This is a genomic window from Bacillus sp. GS3m_15504 (assembly GCF_055825275.1).
Genome location: NZ_JBVVNL010000001.1, coordinates 3,633,281 through 3,653,030, shown reverse-complemented (window position 1 = coordinate 3,653,030; position 19,750 = coordinate 3,633,281). Strand labels below are relative to the sequence as shown.

Here is a 19,750-nt window from a genome sequence, read left to right as displayed (position 1 = left end):
TGGAAATTTTGTACGGCTATTACTTATTATATTCTAATTTTTTACAATTTTCCGATTGTAATATATAATAATACGTAATGTTTTGGAGATTTTTCGTTTGTAAAAGATTGATTTTAGGAGGAGAGAAAGGGTGTTCAATAAAAAATCAATGCCGGCTATAAAAATGATCCTTTCGATGTCTATTTTCGGATCAATTGGATTTTTTTCTGTTCAAACAGGTTTACCGTCTTTCGAATTAGTATTCGTTCGTTGTATTTGTGCGACTATATTTTTAGCATTATGTTGGCTCGTAACAGGACAGTATAAAACTGAAAAATGGAATAAAAAAGAAGTTATACAAATATTAGCATGTGGTATATTTCTCGTTTTTAACTGGGTATTTTTATTTAAAGCGTTTGAAGTTATGTCGATTACAATTGCGATTTCAGTTTACCATCTTGCACCCATTATTGTATTAATGATTGGTAGTATCGTATTTAAAGAGAGACTTACAATGTTTGCTGTCCTGTCTATTGTCATTTGTTTTATCGGTACAGTTTTAGTAGCTGGTGTAGATGGAAATGTATCGCTTGAGAAACTGATGTCATCTGGCATGGTATGGGCACTTCTTGCAGCACTATTTTATGCTTTTACCACTTTATTAGGAAAAGGAATTCGGCATACGAGCGCATATGCGATGACATTTTTACAAACGTTTTTAGGTATATTTTTATTGCTACCATTCGTAGATTTTGGCAAGTTTCAAGGATTAACAGAGATGAACTGGATGATGATTACAGCGACAGGTCTTATACATACTGGATTTGTATATTACTTATTTTTTGACAGTTTAAGAGATTTATCTACTAGAATGATTTCTGTATTAGTATTTTTAGATCCTGCTGTTGCGATACTATTAGATACAGTCTTTACTGGATTTAGACCGACTAGTATGCAAGTAGTAGGGATTATCCTTATATTTGTAGGAATGGCCTTTACTTTTCGAAAAACGAAAGGTGAAAAAATAGTGATAGAAGAAAAAATGTATTCGGAATTGTAAATAATTTGATTGTATTCTATTGATAATTTCCATATTTTATGTAAAATAGATGAGTAGGAAAATAAAGGAAAAGGTAGATGAGAGAGATGAAAAAGCTAGTAAAGATCGCGACATCACTAACTTTAATGGGGGGAATATTTGTAAGTGCAAATGGTGTGTCTGCAAATACAGATGTTACTCAAAAATCTAGTCCTAATATTATGATAGAGTTTGATGATGTAACAACAGATCATTGGGCATATGATGAAATTACAAATTTAGTATATCATCGTATTATGTATGGCTATGGAAATGGTAAGTTTGGGACAGAAGATAATATCACACGTGAACAGGCAGCGGCAGTGCTACATCGTGCACTTGGTTTAAAAAGAAGTGTTTTTGATGCGAATCCATATGGGGATATTAGCGGAAAGTCAACAATGTTTCCTTACGAAATTTTACATTTAACAAATCTTGGCATTTTTAAAGGCGACGAAAATGGAAACTTCCGTCCGAAAGATACACTGACTCGTGCAGAATTAGCACAAATTTTAACGAAAGCATATGAGTTGAAAGCGAAGAGTCCGCATACATTTACAGATATACCAGAAAAACATTGGGCAAGAGATGCAATTAGCGCATTACAGTCTAATAAAGTAGCGGTAGGAACGGGAGATGGCAAGTTCGAGCCAGAAATGCTTGTTACACGCGGGCAATTTGCGAAGTTTTTACAACGATCAATTGATAATTCTCCAGGGAAAATGGAATAGATAAAGAGAAAGCTCATAATGTGTAGAAGAGGTATCTTCCGCTTATTATGAGCTTTTATTAATAGATAGGTTACTATTGTCGTATGTTGTAGTTAAGTCGATATAAATGCATTTTTTGTCTAGAAAATGAACGTTTAAAATGTGAAGGATTTCTTTTGAAAAAAGTAGAATATTTATATTATAGAAACACCTTTACATGAATACAGGAAAGAGAAGTGATTTGCGTACAATTCGGCATAAAAGTTGAAATCGAGAGCGAATTGGCTCTCCTTTAGTAGTGATTTTCACAATAATAGATTTTTTAAATGTAATATATTGCATAATGGGTACAAAAGCAACATATGTAATATTGGAAAGGATTTCAGTCTATTATTTTCCGTTTTTTCAAATGGAGATAAAGGGGAGAGGGCAATGAAGAAGAACATGTTACGTATAATGGCAACGGTAACTATTATGGGCGGCTTGTTTGTAAGTACGAATGTTCCAAACGTAAAAGCAGAAGAATATCCAGAAATGATTGTATTTGATGATGTTCCAGTAAACCACTGGGCATATGACGATATAATGGACGTAGTATACAATAAAGTAATGTTAGGCTATGGAAATGGTAAGTTTGGTGTAGGAGATAATGTAACACGAGAACAAGTAGCTGCAGTACTCTATCGTACATTGAATTTGAAAAAAGAGGGACCGTTAAAAAATCCATACAAAGATATTTCAGAGAGGGCTACATTCTTTTTAGATGAAATTTTAGTATTAACAAAGCATGGTATTTTTGAAGGCGATGAAAAAGGAAATTTTAGACCAGCCGCACCAGTAACACGCGCAGAAATGGCGCAAATTCTTACGAATGCATTTACATTTGAAGTGAAGAAGAACCATACATTTAAAGATGTACCAAATAATCATTGGGCAAAAAATGCGATTAGTGCACTGCAGTCTAATCATGTCATAGTAGGAACAGGGAATGGGAAATTTGAACCGAATAAAGTTGTAACACGTGAGCAATATGCAACGTTTTTAAATAAAGCTGTTTTTTATTTTCCAGTAAAAGATGAGAATTATGAATGAAAGTTAAAATATAAGGATGTTTAAATTATATTAATATAATTTGTATCGAGAAAAAAGTGTGGGAATTCCACACTTTTTTCTTATTTTAAATTATTTATAAGTATATCGATTTGCTATTTGTAATTTAGTTGTTGGAATTTAGTGGATAATAACAAAATGAATAAAGTAACTTTTTATTGGTTAAATATATGATTTAGTAACTTTATTATTAATAGAGTGTAAATAAAAGTATATGAAATATAGTTCATAATTTAGACAAAAATCACATGGAAATTGTATTGTTACGATTCCATTAATTCTTTATATTAGAAAAAAATATATTTTTAGGGAGAGAATACTTTGAAGAAAAAAATTCTAAAAGTAGCAACAGCTTTAACAATTATGGGTGGAGTAGCATTTAGTGCTGAAGGGGCTACAGCAAAAGCTGAATTAGCTGCAAAGCCACAACAAGCAAGTCAAGCAATTTTTAAAGATGTACCAGCAGGACATTGGTCTTATGAAGCAATTCAAACTTTAGCAGAACAAGAAATTATGCTTGGTTATGGAAATGGTGTGTTCGGTTTTGGACATAACGTAACTCGTGAACAAGTAGCTGCTTTAATTTATCGTGCACTTGATCTTGATGAAGAATTTGGTGAAGATGAGGAATTAGAAAGCCCGTATAATGATATTGTTGATGATAACTCAACGATGTTTCCTTTCGAAGTGTTAGCAGTAACAGAATTAGGTATTTTTACAGGTGACGAGAAAGGAAACTTCAGACCAAAAGATACGTTAACACGTGCAGAAATGGCGCAAGTTCTTACGAGAGCATTTGGACTACAGGTACAAGGACTAGCAGGATTTAAAGATGTACCAAAGGGACATTGGGCAGAAAATGCGATTAATGCAGTAGGTTCAAATGGTATTTCAGTAGGAGATGGGAATGGTAACTTCGCTCCGAACATGAAAGTAACACGTGAACAATATGCGCAGTTCTTATTTAGAGCGCTTTAATAAAAAGGGATCAGTGTTGTATAACACTGGCCTTTTTTTTATGTGTAATGCCGGTGGCAGGATACAGTTTTATAAAAAAAATCAATTGAATTTTCAAAAAAAACTTCCTTTTCTGAAGATTTGTTATATAATATAAAACATAAAATCAAATCTGTTATAAGACAGTTTAAGAAGGGGATGCTAATATGTCGACGCAAACTTCACGGGTTACACTCGTAGGAGAAATGTTACCAGCGTACAACGAAATATTGACACCTGAGGCGCTTAGTTTTTTAAAGGAACTACATGAAAATTTTAATGAGCGCCGCATAGAACTTTTACAAAAGCGTGTGAAAAAACAACAGAAAATTGATGCAGGAGAGTTTCCGAAGTTTTTAGAAGAAACAAAGCGTATACGTGAAGCGGATTGGACAATTGCTAAATTGCCAAAAGATTTAGAGGATCGCCGCGTAGAGATTACTGGTCCAGTAGATAGAAAGATGGTTATTAACGCTTTAAATTCGGGAGCACATCTTTTTATGGCGGATTTTGAAGATTCGAATTCACCAACTTGGGAAAATGCGATTGAAGGTCAAATAAACTTACGAGATGCAGTAAAGGGAACGATTTCACATAAAAATGAAAACGGAAAAGAATATCGTTTAAATAGTAAAACAGCTGTATTAATTGTGCGTCCAAGGGGATGGCATTTAGAAGAAAAACATATGCAAGTTGACGGGAAAAATATGTCTGGTAGCTTAGTAGATTTCGGACTTTATTTTTTCCATAATGCGAAAGCTCTTTTAGAAAAAGGAAGCGGTCCATACTTTTACTTACCGAAAATGGAAAGCTATTTAGAAGCAAGATTATGGAATGATGTTTTCGTATTTGCTCAAAAATATATCGGTATTCCAAATGGAACGATCAAAGCAACGGTGTTACTGGAAACGATTCACGCTTCGTTTGAAATGGATGAAATTTTGTATGAGCTTAAAGATCATTCTGCTGGATTAAATTGCGGAAGATGGGATTATATTTTTAGTTTTCTAAAAGCTTTCCGTAATCATAATGAATTTTTACTTCCTGATAGAGCGCAAGTCACGATGACGGCGCCGTTTATGCGCGCGTATTCTTTGAAAGTCATTCAAACTTGTCACCGCCGTAATGCACCAGCTATTGGAGGGATGGCAGCACAAATTCCGATTAAAAACAATCCTGAAGCGAATGAAGCTGCTTTTGAAAAAGTGCGTGCTGATAAGGAGCGCGAAGCTTTAGACGGTCATGACGGGACTTGGGTTGCCCACCCGGGACTTGTGCCAGTCGCGATGGAAGTATTTAATCACATTATGAAAACACCGAATCAAATTTTTAGAAAACGAGAAGAAATACATGTTACAGAAAAGGATTTATTAGAAGTACCAGTGGGAACGATTACAGAAGAGGGTCTTCGTATGAATATTAGCGTAGGCATTCAATATATCGCATCTTGGTTAAGCGGACGGGGAGCAGCACCAATTTATAACTTAATGGAAGATGCGGCAACAGCTGAAATCTCAAGAGCACAAGTATGGCAATGGATTCGCCATGAAGGTGGAAAATTAAATGATGGCCGTAATATTACACTTGAATTAATGGAAGAGTTAAAAGAAGAAGAGTTAGCAAAAATAGAAAGAGAGATTGGTAAAGAAGCCTTTAAGAAAGGGAGATTCCAAGAGGCGACAACGTTGTTTACAAATCTCGTTCGGAATGATGAATTCGTACCATTTTTAACATTACCAGGTTATGAAATTTTATAAAAAGTGAAAAGGGGATGGAACAAATGAAAAACGAAAGAATCGAGAAATTACAAGAGAGCTGGGAATTAGATACGCGTTGGAAAGGGATTACACGTCCATATTCGGCAGAAGATGTAATTCGCCTGCGCGGATCAATTGATATCGAGCATACATTAGCGCGCCGCGGTGCTGAAAAGCTTTGGGCATCGCTTCATACAGAAGATTACATTAACGCACTTGGGGCATTAACAGGAAACCAAGCGATGCAACAAGTAAAAGCTGGGTTAAAAGCAATTTATTTAAGTGGATGGCAAGTAGCGGCCGATGCAAACCTGTCTGGACATATGTATCCAGACCAAAGTTTATATCCAGCGAACAGCGTACCTGCTGTCGTAAAACGAATTAATCAAACACTTCAACGTGCGGATCAAATTCAGCATATGGAAGGAAGCGGTGATACAGATTATTTCGTGCCAATTGTAGCAGATGCAGAAGCTGGATTTGGCGGACAATTAAACGTATTTGAACTGATGAAAGGTATGATTGAAGCGGGTGCGTCTGGCGTGCACTTTGAAGATCAATTATCTTCAGAGAAGAAATGCGGTCATTTAGGCGGAAAAGTATTACTACCAACGCAAACAGCAGTGCGTAATTTAATTTCGGCACGCCTTGCTGCAGACGTAATGGGAGTGCCGACAATTATCGTTGCAAGAACAGATGCGGATGCAGCAGATTTAATTACGAGCGATATCGATCCTGTTGATAAAGCGTTTATTACAGGAGAAAGAACACCAGAAGGATTTTACCGTACGAAAGCAGGTCTTGACCAAGCGATTGCACGTGGTTTAGCGTACGCTCCTTACGCAGACCTCGTTTGGTGTGAAACATCTGAACCAAATTTAGAAGATGCAAAACGATTTGCGGACGCAATTCATAAAGAGCATCCAGGGAAATTGCTTGCATATAACTGTTCACCTTCATTTAACTGGAAACAAAAACTAGATGAGAAAACAATTGCGAGCTTCCAAAAAGAAATCGCATCTTACGGTTATAAGTTCCAGTTCGTAACACTTGCTGGATTCCATTCATTAAACTACGGCATGTTCGAATTAGCACGCGGCTATAAAGAGCGCGGCATGGCAGCGTACTCTGAACTACAACAAGCAGAATTCGCAGCAGAAAAACATGGCTACTCTGCAACTCGTCACCAACGAGAAGTAGGAACAGGTTACTTTGATGAAGTAGCACAAGTCATTACAGGCGGTACTTCATCAACAACAGCGCTAAAAGGATCTACAGAAGAAGCACAATTTACGAAATAAAAGGAAGGGGCACCTTTTGAAATGGTGCCCCTTATTATTTTTTGAACGATGCGAGAGTAAATGAAAATATATCAACGATTTTTTCGATATATCTACCGTAACTTAAAATATATCAACGATTTTTCTAATATATCAACGATTCGACAAAGGATATCGACTTACCGACACAAAATGACAATATCACCATAGCTTATCAAATCCACTCAGCTCTATGTTCACGAATAAACTGCATATCTTTTTCATAATGCTCCAGATGTCCTTCATCAATCATTCTTTTGAAATTTACGTCGCCTTCGTTTGCTTTTCTTTTCATATATGTACATAACGCTTCTAATCGTAGTAACACCATTCCTAAGTAATCTTCGTCCATACTTTTACCGTAGGACTGGACAAATAATTTCACTCTTTCTTTTATAGAGTCAGCATGTTGTGCCGATTCATAATGAATTGCCTCGCCTGATTCTGTATAATACACTCTACTTAAAGGCACACAAGTATACAGTGTATAAGCGATATCCCAAATTCTTGGTCCAGGAGCAGCAACATCGAAATCAATAATGCCTACTGGTTTCTCGTCATTAAAAATAATGTTATATATAGCAAAATCGTTATGGCATAAAACCTCAATGTTATTTGGGGTATGATCCATCGGTTTCCAATCATCTAATAACGGAAAATCACTTACAGCATCATGGTACAGCCGAAGCATCTTTGCTATTTCTTTTAACACATCATTAGATCGCATATATTCTTTTAAAGGATAATTCCCAGCCTTTCCTTCAATAAAAGATAAAATCTCTCTATTTTTCTCATCAATACCTAAAAACTTTGGTGCGTAATGAAAACCTTTGTTTTCTAAGTGCTGTAATACCTTGTGAATTTTTGCACTGCCTGGCTTTAATTCTCGCCGAACAGTATTTTTAGAACGATATACGTTTGAGACGTTTCCCCCTGTAAGCTTTTCTTCGTTTGTGTATGACATTTCATCCCCTCCAGTAAGTACTGTCAGATTACATTTTAACACTTAGAAAAAGAGTATAGTGTCATTCGAAAGATTTGTTTATTTTTATTCAAATAAGATATTGATAATTGCATATGTGATTTAATTTGTCAGTTATTTTCAAAAAAGATTGTACATTTTATTTTAATGTGCTATGATAATGTCAGTTGAATAGTTAAATTAAGCAATCCATATATTATCAAGTGCTGAAAACGAACGAGAAAAAGTATGTGAGAACTAGTTTATGTTTCGTATTTGATAATGTGTGGATTCTTTTTTTAGATAGGAAAACTAAAAATTTTAAAAAATGTATTTTCTTAGGAGGAAATAATTATGGCAGTAACAGGACAAGTAAAATGGTTTAACAACGAAAAAGGCTTCGGTTTCATCGAAGTTCCAGGCGAAAACGACGTATTCGTACATTTCTCTGCAATCGAAACTGACGGTTTCAAATCTCTAGAAGAAGGTCAAAAAGTTAGCTTCGAAATCGAAGAAGGTAACCGTGGACCTCAAGCTAAAAACGTAATCAAACTATAATTTTATAGTTTATTATGGAAAAAAGGATGGCTGCTGCCATCCTTTTTTTGTTGTCATATACGAGCATAATGATTATATTGGGGGGAAAGCGGGGGATATATATGATCGAAAAGTATACAAATGAAGTAATACTCGATGTTCGTAGGGGAAATAAAGAAGACTTACACAATACGATTGAAGAGATAAAAGCGTATGCGAAAATGTATGAACATGATAAAGTGACGTTAATTAATTTGAAGAAATCTCATTCTTCTGTTTTGGATGAGGAGCGATATATAGTTCTCTTACAAATTGAAAGAGATAAAGAGAATCTTGGAAGAAAATATGAATATGAAGAAGAAAAAATCGTCGGGTTTTTTGAGGACGAAGAAGAGTAAAAGGCCTTCCAAAATGGAAGGCCTTTTACTCTTCTTTTTCAACCTTTTTCTTCTCTCGTTTTTTACATTCAGAGCATTTCGATTTACGAAAAGGCCTTGCAAAGAATAATAGAATGAAAAATAGCCCAAATATAATACTAGCTGAGTTTTTCACGATCACAATACTACTATTTTTCATTTGAATCGTTGGTTGAATTTCTTTTTCTTCCATAGTAGACCTCCATATATTGGATTTTTATTTTTATTATAGCAAAGTTAATTGTCGTAATGATGTGAAATGAGAAAGCAGTTGTAAATATTTATAGGTAGTATACATATATTTTATGTATAATTAATTTATTAATCTCTATATTAATTTTTATTAATTTAAAAGGTGTTTGATAAATAATAAAGTATTGTAAAAAAGCGGAATCTGTAAGCCATTTCCTTTTCATAGATGCTAAAATTATACATGCAGCTGCTAATATAAATAGAAAAAGGAGATAGTGGAATATGGAGAATAAAGTGGAACGCTACGTCGAAAACTATGTGGTAAATAAAAATACAATGGCCTTACTTCCTGTAATTCTCAGTGAAAAGAAAATTGTCACGCGAGTTGTTGAAGTGCAAGACTCTTTTTTCGTATTTCAAAAGCCTCTAGATATTATAGAAAGAAGTTGTCGCAAGCATGGTTCTAGTTTTTTAGGTAGAAAAGAAGGAACGAAAGAGTTAACTCATATTACCCATAAAGCTCCGATTGCGATTAGTCCAACCGATCAACTTTATTTTTTTCCTACTTATTCTTATTCTAGAAAAGAATGCGCGTGGTTATCTCATTTTTATATTGAAAGCAATAAAGAATTAAAAGATGGAAACCTTATTATTCGATTTATAAATGGCTTTGCGGTGAAGTTAGAGATATCGAAAACTAGTTTTGAAAATCAACAAAATCGTACAGCAAAATTGCGTACTGAGTATGAAGATCGTAGGAAAAAACAAGGGAATCCTTGTTTTAAAGAGGTTGATAAAAATGAAGAATCTAGATTAAAACCAGCATATGAGAGTGTGTATTTTGTGAAAGAAGAAGAGGTGTGAAAGGATGGGGAACCCCCATCCTTTTTATTTCTTAGTAAGTGGATATATTGGAGAAATCGAAAATGTAAAAAAACGCTATTTCCTAAATAACCAAATTCACGACACGTCCTGTCGAATATTGATAGATTATCATAGCATAATAATGAAGGAATTCTTATGAAAGGTATGGAAACTTAATAATTACATCTCCATATGTCGTATCTACCATTTCCTCTTTCATATAGGCAATGATACAGTAGAGGTAGTACTTAGAGTAAAGGGGTAAAGTGTAGAATGGATTTTCAGACGATCAAAGAGTATTTTTCACCAGAAAATATGGATCATATTGTTGAAAGCTATAAAGCGTTCGGACCACTTCTTGGTATTGGGTTACCGATGATAGAGGCGTTAATTCCAGCATTGCCACTCATCGTATTTGTATTGGCGAATGCTGTTGCATTTGGATTTTGGCTCGGTTTTCTTTATTCTTGGCTTGGATCAGTAATGGGTGCCTTACTTGTCTTTTTCATAATCCGCCATTTTGGCCGAAGTCGTTTCTTTTCTTTTGTAAATAAGCATGAGAAAGTACGAAAGGCAATGGGATGGATTGAAAGGAAAGGATTCGCACCGATTTTCGTCATATTTTGTTTTCCGTTTACACCATCTGCGCTTATAAATGTTGTTGCTGGTCTATCTCGCATTAGTGTAAAACAGTTTGGCCTTGCGCTCGCGTTCGGAAAGCTTGTGATGATTTTTATTTTAACGTATATCGGTCATGATTTAATGTCATTTATTCATAATCCGGTGAAATCAGTCATTGTAGCAATTGGTATTTTTATTTTATGGTATGTCGGTAAGAAAATCGAAGTAAAGTTAGAACTTCATTAAGAATAGTCTTCTTTGTAAAGGAAAGCTTCATTATTAAAGGAGAAGGGGAGAAGCGGATGAAGAAAACTTTGAAAAAAGAAGGCATAGAGTGGATACGAACAATTTTAATTGGTGTATTATTAGCTGTATTTTTTCGAACGTTTTTCTTTTCAACGTACGTTGTAGAGGGGAAATCAATGATGCCGACATTGCAAGATGGCAATATGCTCGTTGTAAATAAGGTGAGTTATCATGTGGGGGACTTGAATAGATTTGACGTTGTTGTGTTTCATGCGAACAAAAAAGAGGATTACGTAAAACGAATTATCGGTTTACCTGGGGATCATATTGAATATAAGCATGATAAGCTATATGTAAATGGACAATTCGTAGATGAACCTTATTTAGAGACGTATAAGAAAGAGATAGATGGACGACAACTAACAGGTGATTTTAAACTAGAAGAGTTAACGAAGGAAAAATCGGTGCCACCTGGATATATTTTTGTAGTGGGTGATAACCGTCTCGGAAGCTGGGATAGTAGACACTTTGGGTTTGTAAAAGCTGATACAGTTGTCGGTAAAGTTGATTTACGATATTGGCCAATTCAAGATGTGCAAACGAATTTTTCAAAAGGTTGATATAATAGGTAGAAGTATAGAAAAAGACAAACTACTCTGTTTGTCTTTTTTCGTGTCCTATAATACAATTATAGTAGCAAACTAACGTTCGTTATGTAAGTGAAAGGTGGGGTTACATGTCACTTCGATTTGTGATTGGTAGAGCGGGAAGTGGAAAAAGTACACTTTGTTTACACGAAGTGCAAGAAGAATTAAAACAGCGTCCAAGAGGGGAAACAATATTATATCTTGTGCCAGAACAGATGACATTCCAGACGCAGCAGGCGTTAATTGGCAGTGAGGATGTTAGAGGTTCTATTCGGGCACAAGTTTTTAGTTTTTCACGATTAGCGTGGAAGGTATTGCAAGAAGTTGGCGGAGCGAGTCGTCTTCACATTGATGAAGCGGGCGTATATATGTTACTTCGTAAAATTGTAGAGTCTCGTAAAGATGGATTATCGGTGTTCCAAAAAGCAGCGGAGCAAAACGGTTTCTTTGAACATCTTGGCAGTATGATTGCGGAATTTAAACGATATAACGTAACGCCATCAAACGTATATGAAATGTGGCAACAATTAGATGCGCATAGTAGCAGTGCCGAACAAAAGCTACTGGCGAATAAAGTGTATGATTTACAACTATTATATGATGATTTTGAGCGTGCCTTAATCGGAAAGTATTTAGATTCAGAAGACTATCTGCAATTGCTAGTCGAAAAGCTTCCTCAATCTGAATATGTAAAGGGAGCTGAAGTTTATATAGATGGATTTCACTCATTTTCACCGCAAGAGTTAGAAATTGTAAGACAGCTTATGATTTGCGGAGCGAGAGTTACGATCACGTTAACGATAGATGAAAAAACGTTAGCGCAGCCAGTAAATGAATTAGATTTATTTTATGAAACGACATTAACGTATGAAAAAATAAAACAAGTAGCGCGTGAAGAGAAAATAGAAATTGAAAAAACGATTCCACTTATGGAACAGCCGCGTTTTCATTCTCCGGCATTAGCGCATTTAGAAATGCATTACGAAGCGCGTCCAAATGAAAAGTTTCACGGTGAAGCAAGTGTAACGATTCATACAGCAGCTAATTTACGAGCGGAAGTAGAAGGCGTTGCTCGTGAAATTCGTAGACTTGTGGCTGAAGAAAACTATCGTTACCGAGATATTGCGGTTCTTCTTCGTAACGGGGAAAGTTATTACGATGTAATGCGGACACTATTTACAGATTATAATATCCCGCACTTCATCGATGAAAAACGCCCGATGTCACATCATCCGTTAGTAGAATGCATTCGTTCTGCACTCGAGATTATTAGCGGGAATTGGCGTTATGATGCAGTCTTTCGCTGCGTGAAAACAGAGCTTTTATATCCACTAGACGTAAGAAAAGAAACGATGCGCGAAGAGATGGATGAGTTTGAAAACTATTGCTTAGCATACGGTGTACAAGGGAAGAGATGGACTTCTGAGGATCCGTGGATGTATCGTCGCTATCGTTCTCTTGACGATACGAACGGGATGATCACAGACAGTGAACGTGAAATGGAAGAGAAAATAAATCGATTGCGTGACGTTGTAAGAACCCCAGTTATTCGTATGCAAAAAAGACTGAAGCGCGCGGGAACAGTTATGCAAATGTGCGAAGCTGTTTACTTATTTTTAGAAGAGCTGGACGTTCCAAAAAAATTAGAAGCATTACGTATTCGTGCAGAAGAGAGTGGGGATTTCTTATTTGCGACAGATCATGAACAAGTATGGGAAGAAGTTATGAGTCTTCTTGATACGTTCGTTGAGATGCTTGGCGAAGAGAAAATGTCACTTTCTATGTTCACAGACGTTATGTCGACAGGTCTTGAGGCGCTTCAATTCGCAAACATTCCGCCGTCATTAGACCAAGTGTTGATTGCTAATATTGATCGTTCAAGATTATCAAATGTGAAAGCAACATTTGTTATTGGCGTGAATGAAGGTGTCATTCCAGCAGCACCGATGGATGAAGGTATGCTTTCTGATGAGGAAAGAGATGTTTTGAGCGCTGCAGGTATTGAACTCGCACCAACGACGAGACAAACTTTATTAGAAGAACAGTTCGTTATGTACCAAATGGTAACGAGAGCAACTGAGAAATTATATATTTCATGCCCGCTTGCAGATGAGGAAGGGAAGACGTTACTTGCGTCTAGCTTTATTAAGAAAATAAAAAGAATGTTCCCTGATGTGAAAGATACATTTATTACGAATGACGTAAATGATTTATCACGTTCGGAACAAATTTCATACGTAGCAACGCCGGAAGTAACACTGTCATATGTTATGCAGCAACTGCAAACGTGGAAGCGATATGGATTTGAAGGGAATTTAGACTTTTGGTGGGATGTATATAATTTCTACGTAACTTCGGATGAATGGAAGCAAAAAAGTAGCCGCGTATTATCAAGTTTGTTCTACCGAAATCGTGCGCAAAAGCTAAGTACAGCGGTAAGTAGAGATTTATACGGAGACAAAATAAAAGGAAGCGTTTCTCGTATGGAACTATTTAATCGTTGTGCGTACGCTCATTTCGCACAGCACGGTTTATCGTTAAGAGAGCGTGATATTTTTAAACTTGATGCGCCAGATATCGGGGAGCTTTTCCATGCAGCGCTGAAGAGAATTGCAGACAGGCTATTACGTGAAAATCGTACTTGGGCAGATTTATCAATAAAAGAGTGTGAGCATCTTTCTACTGTAGTAATAGAAGAGATTGCACCGTTATTACAAAGGCAAATTTTATTAAGTTCAAACCGTCATTTCTATTTAAAACAAAAACTACAACAAATCATTTTCCGTACGTCCATTATTCTACGTGAACATGCGAAGTCGAGCGGTTTCGTACCAGTTGATTTAGAAGTGCCATTTGGTATGGGCGGTACAGGATCACTTCCGCCGATGGAATTCTCGTTACCAAATGGTGTAAAGATGGAAGTAGTCGGCCGTATTGACCGCGTTGATAAGGCAGAAGATGAAAACGGAACATTCCTCCGTATTATTGACTATAAATCAAGCTCAAAATCGTTAGACTTAACGGAAGTGTATTACGGATTGGCACTTCAAATGTTAACGTATTTAGATGTTGTTACTTCAAATGCACAGACGTGGATGAAAAAAGGCCACGCAGCATCACCAGCTGGTGTACTGTACTTCCACATTCATAACCCAATTGTTGAGGTGAAAGGTGACGCATCTGAAGCAGAAATTGAAAAGGAAATTTTAAAGAAATTCAAAATGAAAGGGCTCGTACTAGGAGATGCTGACGTTGTTCGTTTAATGGATAACAAACTTTCAACAGGAAGTTCAGATATTATTTCTGCTGGTCTGAAAAAAGACGGTAGTTTTAGTGCGCGTTCAAGTATTGCCAGTGAACAAGAGTTTAACGTCCTGCAAAAATACGTACATCATACGTTTAAAAATATCGGAAAAGACATTACAGAGGGTGTTATTGATATTGCTCCATACAAAAAGGGGAATAAAGCAGCGTGTACGTTCTGTAACTTCAAATCAGTTTGTCAGTTCGATGAATCACTTGAAGATAATCAATTCCGTACGCTAAAAGATATGAAAGATAGTGAAGCGATGGAGAAAATTAGAGAGGAGGTTGGCGGAGAATGATAGAAAATTGGCCTAAAAAACCAGAAGGTAGTCAATGGACAGATGACCAGTGGAAAGCGGTTGTAGCGAACGGACGTGATATTTTAGTCGCGGCAGCAGCTGGATCAGGGAAAACAGCAGTATTAGTTGAACGTATTATTAAAAAGATTATAAATGAAGAAAATCCAGTCGATGTCGACCGCCTGCTCGTTGTAACATTTACGAATGCAGCGGCGCAAGAGATGAAAAACAGAATTGGAGAGGCTTTAGAAAAAGTATTAATTGATGAGCCTGGCTCTCAGCACATCCGAAAGCAACTGAGCTTATTAAATAAAGCTTCCATTTCAACGATCCATTCATTTTGTTTACAAGTTATTAGAGGATACTATTACATGCTTGATGTTGATCCTCGTTTCCGCATTGCGAATCAAACCGAAAATGAATTATTAAAAGAAGAAGTGTTAGATGACATATTAGAAGAAGAGTATGGAATAGAAGATAATATGATATTCTTTGAACTCGTTGATCGTTATACGAGCGACCGTAGTGATGATGATTTACAACGTATGATTTTAGCGCTTCATACAGAATCAAGAGCGCATCCAAATCCGGAAAAATGGCTCGATAAATTAGTAGAAGCATATGACGTCGAAGGAAAGACAATTGAAGATTTAGTGTACGCCTCTTACTTATTAGAAGATGTAAAATTCCAGCTTGAAACAGCGGAACAGCATATTCGTAAAGCAACTGAGCTCGCAATGCTTCCTGACGGTCCAGCGCCTCGCGTTGAAACGCTGCAAGCAGATTTAGCTTTACTTGGAACGTTATCAGCAGCTGCTCGTGAATCGTGGACAAGCGTGTATGAAGCGATGCAAAACGTATCGTGGCAAACGTTAAAGCGCATTAAGAAAAGCGATTATAACGAGGATATTGTAAAACAAGTAGACTCTCTTCGTAATAAAGCAAAAGATGAAGTGAAGAAATTACAAGAAGAGCTATTTAGCCGCAGGCCTGAAAGTTTCTTACGAGATTTTCAAGATATGCATCCTGTATTAGAAAAGCTCGTTCAACTTGTAAAAGTATTTACAGAGCGTTTCCAAGCGATGAAGCGAGATAAAGGCATGGTTGATTTCACAGATTTAGAGCATTTCTGTTTACAAATTTTAAGTGAACAAAGTGAAGATGGTGAAATGAAGCCATCAGCAGTAGCACTTCAATATCGTAATAAATTTGCTGAAGTATTAGTCGATGAATATCAAGATACGAACTTCGTACAAGAATCAATTATTAAATTCGTAACGAAAGATTCTGAGAGTGAAGGAAACTTATTCATGGTTGGTGACGTGAAGCAGTCGATTTATCGTTTCCGACTAGCAGAACCAGGATTATTCTTAGGAAAGTATAAACGTTTCACACAAGAAGGATTAGGCGGCGGAATGAAAATTGACTTAGCGAAAAACTTCCGTAGTCGTCATGAAGTGTTAGCGGGTACAAACTTTATCTTCAAACAAATTATGGGCGAAGAAGTTGGGGAAATTGATTACGATGCTGACGCTGAATTAAAGCTAGGTGCTAGCTATCCAGAAGGTGAAGATGTAGCAGCTGAACTATTGTGCATTCAACAAACAGAAGAAGAAGTAATAGACGGTGAAGAAGGTGCGGAAGTAGAAAAGGCACAGCTTGAAGCACGTCTTATGGCGCAGCGCATTAAAGCGATGGTTGATTCAGGTTATGAAGTGTATGATCGTAAAACGGATAGTATGCGCCCTGTAAAATACCGTGACTTCGTTATTTTACTTCGCTCGATGCCGTGGGCACCGCAAATTATGGAAGAGTTAAAATTGCAAGGAATTCCAGTATACGCTGACCTTGCCACTGGTTACTTTGAAGCGACAGAAGTAAATATTATGATGAACGTATTCCGCGTTATTGATAATCCGATGCAAGATATTCCGCTTGCAGCAGTACTTCGTTCCCCAATCGTTGGATTAAATGATGAAGAACTTGCAACGCTTCGTGCTCACGGGAAGAAAGGCTCGTTTTATGAAGTAATGAGCACATTCTTAAAAGGAGCACCGCTTGAAGAAGAAAAAGAACTACATGATAAATTAGAATGGTTCTATAACTTACTGCAAGGATGGCGTGAATTCGCACGCCAACAGTCTCTTTCTGATTTAATTTGGAAAGTGTACGGTGAGACAGGTTATTATGACTTTGTCGGTGGTTTACCAGCTGGAAAGCAAAGGCAAGCAAACCTGCGTGTACTATATGACCGCGCAAGACAATATGAAGCAACATCGTTTAGAGGACTATTCCGCTTCTTACGCTTTATTGAGCGTATTTTAGAACGCGGTGATGATATGGGTACGGCGAGAGCTTTAGGTGAACAAGAAGATGTCGTTCGCATTATGACAATTCATAAAAGTAAAGGACTTGAGTTCCCAGTCGTATTCGTCGCTGGACTTGGTCGTCGTTTTAATACGCAAGACTTAATGAAACGTTTCTTACTTCATAAAGACTTCGGTTTCGGTTCGCAATTTATCGATCCGCGTAAACGAATTAAATATACGACATTATCACAACTTGCAATTAAGCGTAAAATGAAAATGGAATTAATTGCGGAAGAAATGCGCGTCTTATACGTAGCGTTAACACGGGCAAAAGAGAAGTTAATTTTAATTGGAACGGTTAAGGATGCAACTAAGGAAATGGAAAAATGGCTGGATGCGAGGGAGCATAGTGAATGGTTATTACCAGATCACGTACGTGCCGGAGCATCTTGTTATTTAGACTGGATTGCACCTTCCTTATATAGACACCGTGATAGTGAAATGCTTCTTGAATTAGGGCAAGGAAGTATTCCAGATGAAATTTATGGGTATGACACTAGCTGGAAAGTAGAAGTTGTTGACGGGAACACGTTACTTGCGCCAGAACCCGTTCAAGAAGAGAAACAAGAATTGTTAGAAGCACTTCGTGAGAAAAAAGCTGTTCCCCTGCAAAGTGAACGAAAAGATGAAGTGTACGACAGGTTAATGTGGAAGTACGGATATGAGGAAGCGACATCTCATCGTGCGAAGCAATCTGTTACAGAAATAAAGAGAAATTATCAATCTGAAGAAGGTAGCGATAACGCTTTTATTAAAAAATTACGTGCACCAATTCAAACACGTCCTCGTTTTATGGAGAAAAAAGGGTTAACGTACGCAGAGCGAGGAACAGCAGTCCATGCCGTTATGCAGCATGTTGATTTGAAGAAGCCGATTACAGTTGAAGTTCTTCAAGAGCAAATTGCTGGAATGGTAAATAAAGAATTATTAACATTTGAACAAGCAGAAGAAATAGCAGTTGAAAAAGTGATTTCATTCTTTGACAGTGACCTAGGTAAAAGGATATTAGCGGCGAAAAGTGTTGAGCGTGAAGTACCATTTACGATGATGCTTGCAGCAGAAGAAGCGTATCAAGATTGGCAAGGGAAGAGCGGGGAATCAATTCTTGTCCAAGGGGTTATCGACTGCATGATTGAAGAGGAAGATGGTATTACTTTAATCGACTTTAAAACGGATACGATTGAAGGGAAGTTCCCGGGAGGATTCGAACAAGCGAAACCAATTTTAGAAGAGCGATATAAAGTGCAGCTTTCGTTATATGCAAAGGCACTTGAGAAAAGCTTACAACATCCTGTGAAAGAGAAATGTTTATACTTCTTTGATGGTAATCATGTTATAAAAGTTGAGGAATAGAGGGGCTTGCAAATGGCAGCGGAAAAAACGTTAAGAACTTGTGAAAAAGGACATGAGTACTATAAAAGTAGCGATTGTCCAACTTGCCCAACCTGTGAGAAAGAGAGAACGCCACAAGAAGGGTTTCTTTCACTTCTTTCAGCACCAGCAAGAAGGGCGCTAGAGCATCATGGAATTCATACTGTAGAAGAACTCTCAAAGTATAGCGAGAAAGAAATTTTAAAACTACATGGTATGGGACCGGCATCTTTGCCAAAGCTTAGAAAGGCTTTGGAGGAGAGCGGGTTATCATTTAAATAAAATAAAAGAAAAAGTAGGAGATATTCTCCTACTTTTTTTACGCTGTTCCAATTTGATCTTGATCGGCTACATCAGAATCAAACGTATTTGTTGCACTAACACCGTTAAACGTATTCACGACAAATCCAACATTAGAGGCTCCGGATCCATTATACGCTTTCGTGTTTTCTTTCGGAGACACGTTATAAAAATCTCCTAAATTGAAAGAGCCATTACTGTTTTGAACGACGAGATTTCCAACAACAGAAGGCATATCATCCACCTACTTTACTAAGCTTTTTAATTACTATATGAATTATTGAACGGAAGGTTCATCCGTAATATATTGGCGGATTTGCATAATACGAGAGTTATTAAAAACATAATCCACATTTCCAATTTGAAAGCAACCGGAATTTAAAAGTGTTCGTAATTCAACGTTATTCACTTCAATAAAAGGACATTCATTTACAATGTTTAATTTTACATCTGTCGTTCGTTTCGGGATTGTAATGTATTCATCTGTAAAGATTTCAAATGCGTCTAAGCGACCTTCGTCTTTTATATAACAAGGGATTTCCCTGTGGACGGCAAGGGCCCTACTTTTTAATTCCATTTGATTGGCATCTCCAACTTGAAACACGGCAGTAATCCCTAAAGAAATAATAGAAACATTTTGGACAACAGACACATGATGTAACATAATCTATC

18 protein-coding genes are annotated in these 19,750 nt (G+C 36.8%); 14 read left to right on the top strand and 4 right to left on the bottom strand.

The features are described 5' to 3' along the window. The first annotated feature begins 130 nt into the window (after positions 1 to 130). From AC0L0O_RS19225 to aceA, 6 genes are all read left to right on the top strand, one after another. Positions 131 to 1,039, top strand: a complete 909-nt coding sequence (locus tag AC0L0O_RS19225; RefSeq protein WP_428889274.1) for a DMT family transporter — start codon at positions 131 to 133, stop codon at positions 1,037 to 1,039. A gap of 77 nt (positions 1,040 to 1,116) precedes the next feature. Further along, positions 1,117 to 1,788: an S-layer homology domain-containing protein gene (locus AC0L0O_RS19220; RefSeq protein WP_001208793.1), complete on the top strand. Its 672-nt coding sequence runs from the start codon at positions 1,117 to 1,119 to the stop codon at positions 1,786 to 1,788. Positions 1,789 to 2,199: 411 nt separating this feature from the next. Then, positions 2,200 to 2,859: an S-layer homology domain-containing protein gene (locus tag AC0L0O_RS19215; RefSeq protein ID WP_000739935.1), complete on the top strand. Its 660-nt coding sequence runs from the start codon at positions 2,200 to 2,202 to the stop codon at positions 2,857 to 2,859. Between the two features lie 339 nt (positions 2,860 to 3,198). Next, on the top strand, positions 3,199 to 3,855 hold the full coding sequence (locus AC0L0O_RS19210; RefSeq protein WP_000727131.1) for an S-layer homology domain-containing protein: 657 nt from the start codon (positions 3,199 to 3,201) through the stop codon (positions 3,853 to 3,855). Positions 3,856 to 4,040: 185 nt separating this feature from the next. Further along, positions 4,041 to 5,630 (top strand): malate synthase A, encoded by a 1,590-nt coding sequence (gene aceB, locus AC0L0O_RS19205; protein ID WP_000107326.1) that lies wholly within the window; start codon positions 4,041 to 4,043, stop codon positions 5,628 to 5,630. 23 nt (positions 5,631 to 5,653) lie between these two features. Then, positions 5,654 to 6,931 (top strand): isocitrate lyase, encoded by a 1,278-nt coding sequence (aceA, locus tag AC0L0O_RS19200; RefSeq protein ID WP_000787354.1) that lies wholly within the window; start codon positions 5,654 to 5,656, stop codon positions 6,929 to 6,931. Between the two features lie 193 nt (positions 6,932 to 7,124). Here aceA and AC0L0O_RS19195 read toward each other — a convergent pair whose 3' ends face one another. Beyond that, entirely contained in the window at positions 7,125 to 7,913 is a 789-nt protein-coding gene (locus tag AC0L0O_RS19195; protein ID WP_000122656.1) for a phosphotransferase, read from the bottom strand. 351 nt (positions 7,914 to 8,264) lie between these two features. Here AC0L0O_RS19195 and cspA point away from each other — a divergent pair, with 351 nt between their 5' ends. Together cspA and AC0L0O_RS19185 are read left to right on the top strand one after the other, a co-directional pair. Continuing rightward, on the top strand, positions 8,265 to 8,468 hold the full coding sequence (cspA, locus tag AC0L0O_RS19190) for an RNA chaperone/antiterminator CspA (protein ID WP_000301519.1): 204 nt from the start codon (positions 8,265 to 8,267) through the stop codon (positions 8,466 to 8,468). Positions 8,469 to 8,569: 101 nt separating this feature from the next. After that, positions 8,570 to 8,845 carry a hypothetical protein gene (locus tag AC0L0O_RS19185; protein ID WP_000570852.1) on the top strand — a complete coding sequence of 92 codons (276 nt, stop codon included), beginning with the start codon at positions 8,570 to 8,572 and terminating at the stop codon, positions 8,843 to 8,845. A 25-nt stretch (positions 8,846 to 8,870) separates the two neighbouring features. On the opposite strand, the gene AC0L0O_RS19180 is transcribed toward AC0L0O_RS19185, so the two are convergent. Then, positions 8,871 to 9,056 carry a hypothetical protein gene (locus AC0L0O_RS19180; RefSeq protein WP_000391382.1) on the bottom strand — a complete coding sequence of 62 codons (186 nt, stop codon included), beginning with the start codon at positions 9,054 to 9,056 and terminating at the stop codon, positions 8,871 to 8,873. Positions 9,057 to 9,337: 281 nt separating this feature from the next. Between AC0L0O_RS19180 and AC0L0O_RS19175 the strand changes: the two genes are divergently transcribed. From AC0L0O_RS19175 to AC0L0O_RS19150, 6 genes are all read left to right on the top strand, one after another. Next, positions 9,338 to 9,919 (top strand): competence protein ComK, encoded by a 582-nt coding sequence (locus AC0L0O_RS19175; RefSeq protein WP_000428957.1) that lies wholly within the window; start codon positions 9,338 to 9,340, stop codon positions 9,917 to 9,919. Positions 9,920 to 10,192: 273 nt separating this feature from the next. Next, positions 10,193 to 10,786, top strand: a complete 594-nt coding sequence (locus AC0L0O_RS19170; RefSeq protein ID WP_000347516.1) for a TVP38/TMEM64 family protein — start codon at positions 10,193 to 10,195, stop codon at positions 10,784 to 10,786. Between the two features lie 56 nt (positions 10,787 to 10,842). Continuing rightward, entirely contained in the window at positions 10,843 to 11,406 is a 564-nt protein-coding gene (gene lepB, locus AC0L0O_RS19165) for a signal peptidase I (RefSeq protein ID WP_000751894.1), read from the top strand. Positions 11,407 to 11,522: 116 nt separating this feature from the next. After that, positions 11,523 to 15,038 (top strand): helicase-exonuclease AddAB subunit AddB, encoded by a 3,516-nt coding sequence (gene addB / locus AC0L0O_RS19160; protein WP_000058572.1) that lies wholly within the window; start codon positions 11,523 to 11,525, stop codon positions 15,036 to 15,038. Beyond that, entirely contained in the window at positions 15,035 to 18,760 is a 3,726-nt protein-coding gene (gene addA, locus AC0L0O_RS19155) for a helicase-exonuclease AddAB subunit AddA (RefSeq protein WP_001984998.1), read from the top strand. Before addB ends, addA begins: the two co-directional genes overlap by 4 nt. 12 nt (positions 18,761 to 18,772) lie before the next feature. Continuing rightward, complete coding sequence (locus AC0L0O_RS19150) at positions 18,773 to 19,060, top strand: RNA polymerase alpha subunit C-terminal domain-containing protein (protein ID WP_000718626.1); 288 nt, start codon at positions 18,773 to 18,775, stop codon at positions 19,058 to 19,060. Positions 19,061 to 19,097: 37 nt separating this feature from the next. Here the strand turns inward: AC0L0O_RS19150 and gerPF are convergent, their stop codons facing one another. Then, the gene (gene gerPF, locus AC0L0O_RS19145; protein WP_001141566.1) at positions 19,098 to 19,313 is read right to left on the bottom strand and encodes a spore germination protein GerPF; all 216 of its coding nucleotides are present in this window, start codon (positions 19,311 to 19,313) and stop codon (positions 19,098 to 19,100) included. A 42-nt stretch (positions 19,314 to 19,355) separates the two neighbouring features. Continuing rightward, the gene (locus AC0L0O_RS19140) at positions 19,356 to 19,742 is read right to left on the bottom strand and encodes a spore germination protein GerPE (RefSeq protein ID WP_000902341.1); all 387 of its coding nucleotides are present in this window, start codon (positions 19,740 to 19,742) and stop codon (positions 19,356 to 19,358) included. Positions 19,743 to 19,750 lie beyond the last annotated feature (8 nt).

Bases quoted from the DNA above. Each gene is read 5' to 3' on its own strand.
- AC0L0O_RS19220 (WP_001208793.1), top strand. From the start codon at position 1,117: ATGAGAGAGATGAAAAAGCTAGTAAAGATCGCGACATCACTAACTTTA.
- AC0L0O_RS19215 (WP_000739935.1), top strand. From the start codon at position 2,200: ATGAAGAAGAACATGTTACGTATAATGGCAACGGTAACTATTATGGGC.
- aceB (WP_000107326.1), top strand. From the start codon at position 4,041: ATGTCGACGCAAACTTCACGGGTTACACTCGTAGGAGAAATGTTACCA.
- aceA (WP_000787354.1), top strand. From the start codon at position 5,654: ATGAAAAACGAAAGAATCGAGAAATTACAAGAGAGCTGGGAATTAGAT.
- AC0L0O_RS19195 (WP_000122656.1), bottom strand. From the start codon at position 7,913: ATGTCATACACAAACGAAGAAAAGCTTACAGGGGGAAACGTCTCAAAC.
- cspA (WP_000301519.1), top strand. From the start codon at position 8,265: ATGGCAGTAACAGGACAAGTAAAATGGTTTAACAACGAAAAAGGCTTC.
- AC0L0O_RS19185 (WP_000570852.1), top strand. From the start codon at position 8,570: ATGATCGAAAAGTATACAAATGAAGTAATACTCGATGTTCGTAGGGGA.
- AC0L0O_RS19180 (WP_000391382.1), bottom strand. From the start codon at position 9,056: ATGGAAGAAAAAGAAATTCAACCAACGATTCAAATGAAAAATAGTAGT.
- AC0L0O_RS19175 (WP_000428957.1), top strand. From the start codon at position 9,338: ATGGAGAATAAAGTGGAACGCTACGTCGAAAACTATGTGGTAAATAAA.
- AC0L0O_RS19170 (WP_000347516.1), top strand. From the start codon at position 10,193: ATGGATTTTCAGACGATCAAAGAGTATTTTTCACCAGAAAATATGGAT.
- lepB (WP_000751894.1), top strand. From the start codon at position 10,843: ATGAAGAAAACTTTGAAAAAAGAAGGCATAGAGTGGATACGAACAATT.
- addB (WP_000058572.1), top strand. From the start codon at position 11,523: ATGTCACTTCGATTTGTGATTGGTAGAGCGGGAAGTGGAAAAAGTACA.
- addA (WP_001984998.1), top strand. From the start codon at position 15,035: ATGATAGAAAATTGGCCTAAAAAACCAGAAGGTAGTCAATGGACAGAT.
- AC0L0O_RS19150 (WP_000718626.1), top strand. From the start codon at position 18,773: ATGGCAGCGGAAAAAACGTTAAGAACTTGTGAAAAAGGACATGAGTAC.
- gerPF (WP_001141566.1), bottom strand. From the start codon at position 19,313: ATGCCTTCTGTTGTTGGAAATCTCGTCGTTCAAAACAGTAATGGCTCT.
- AC0L0O_RS19140 (WP_000902341.1), bottom strand. From the start codon at position 19,742: ATGTTACATCATGTGTCTGTTGTCCAAAATGTTTCTATTATTTCTTTA.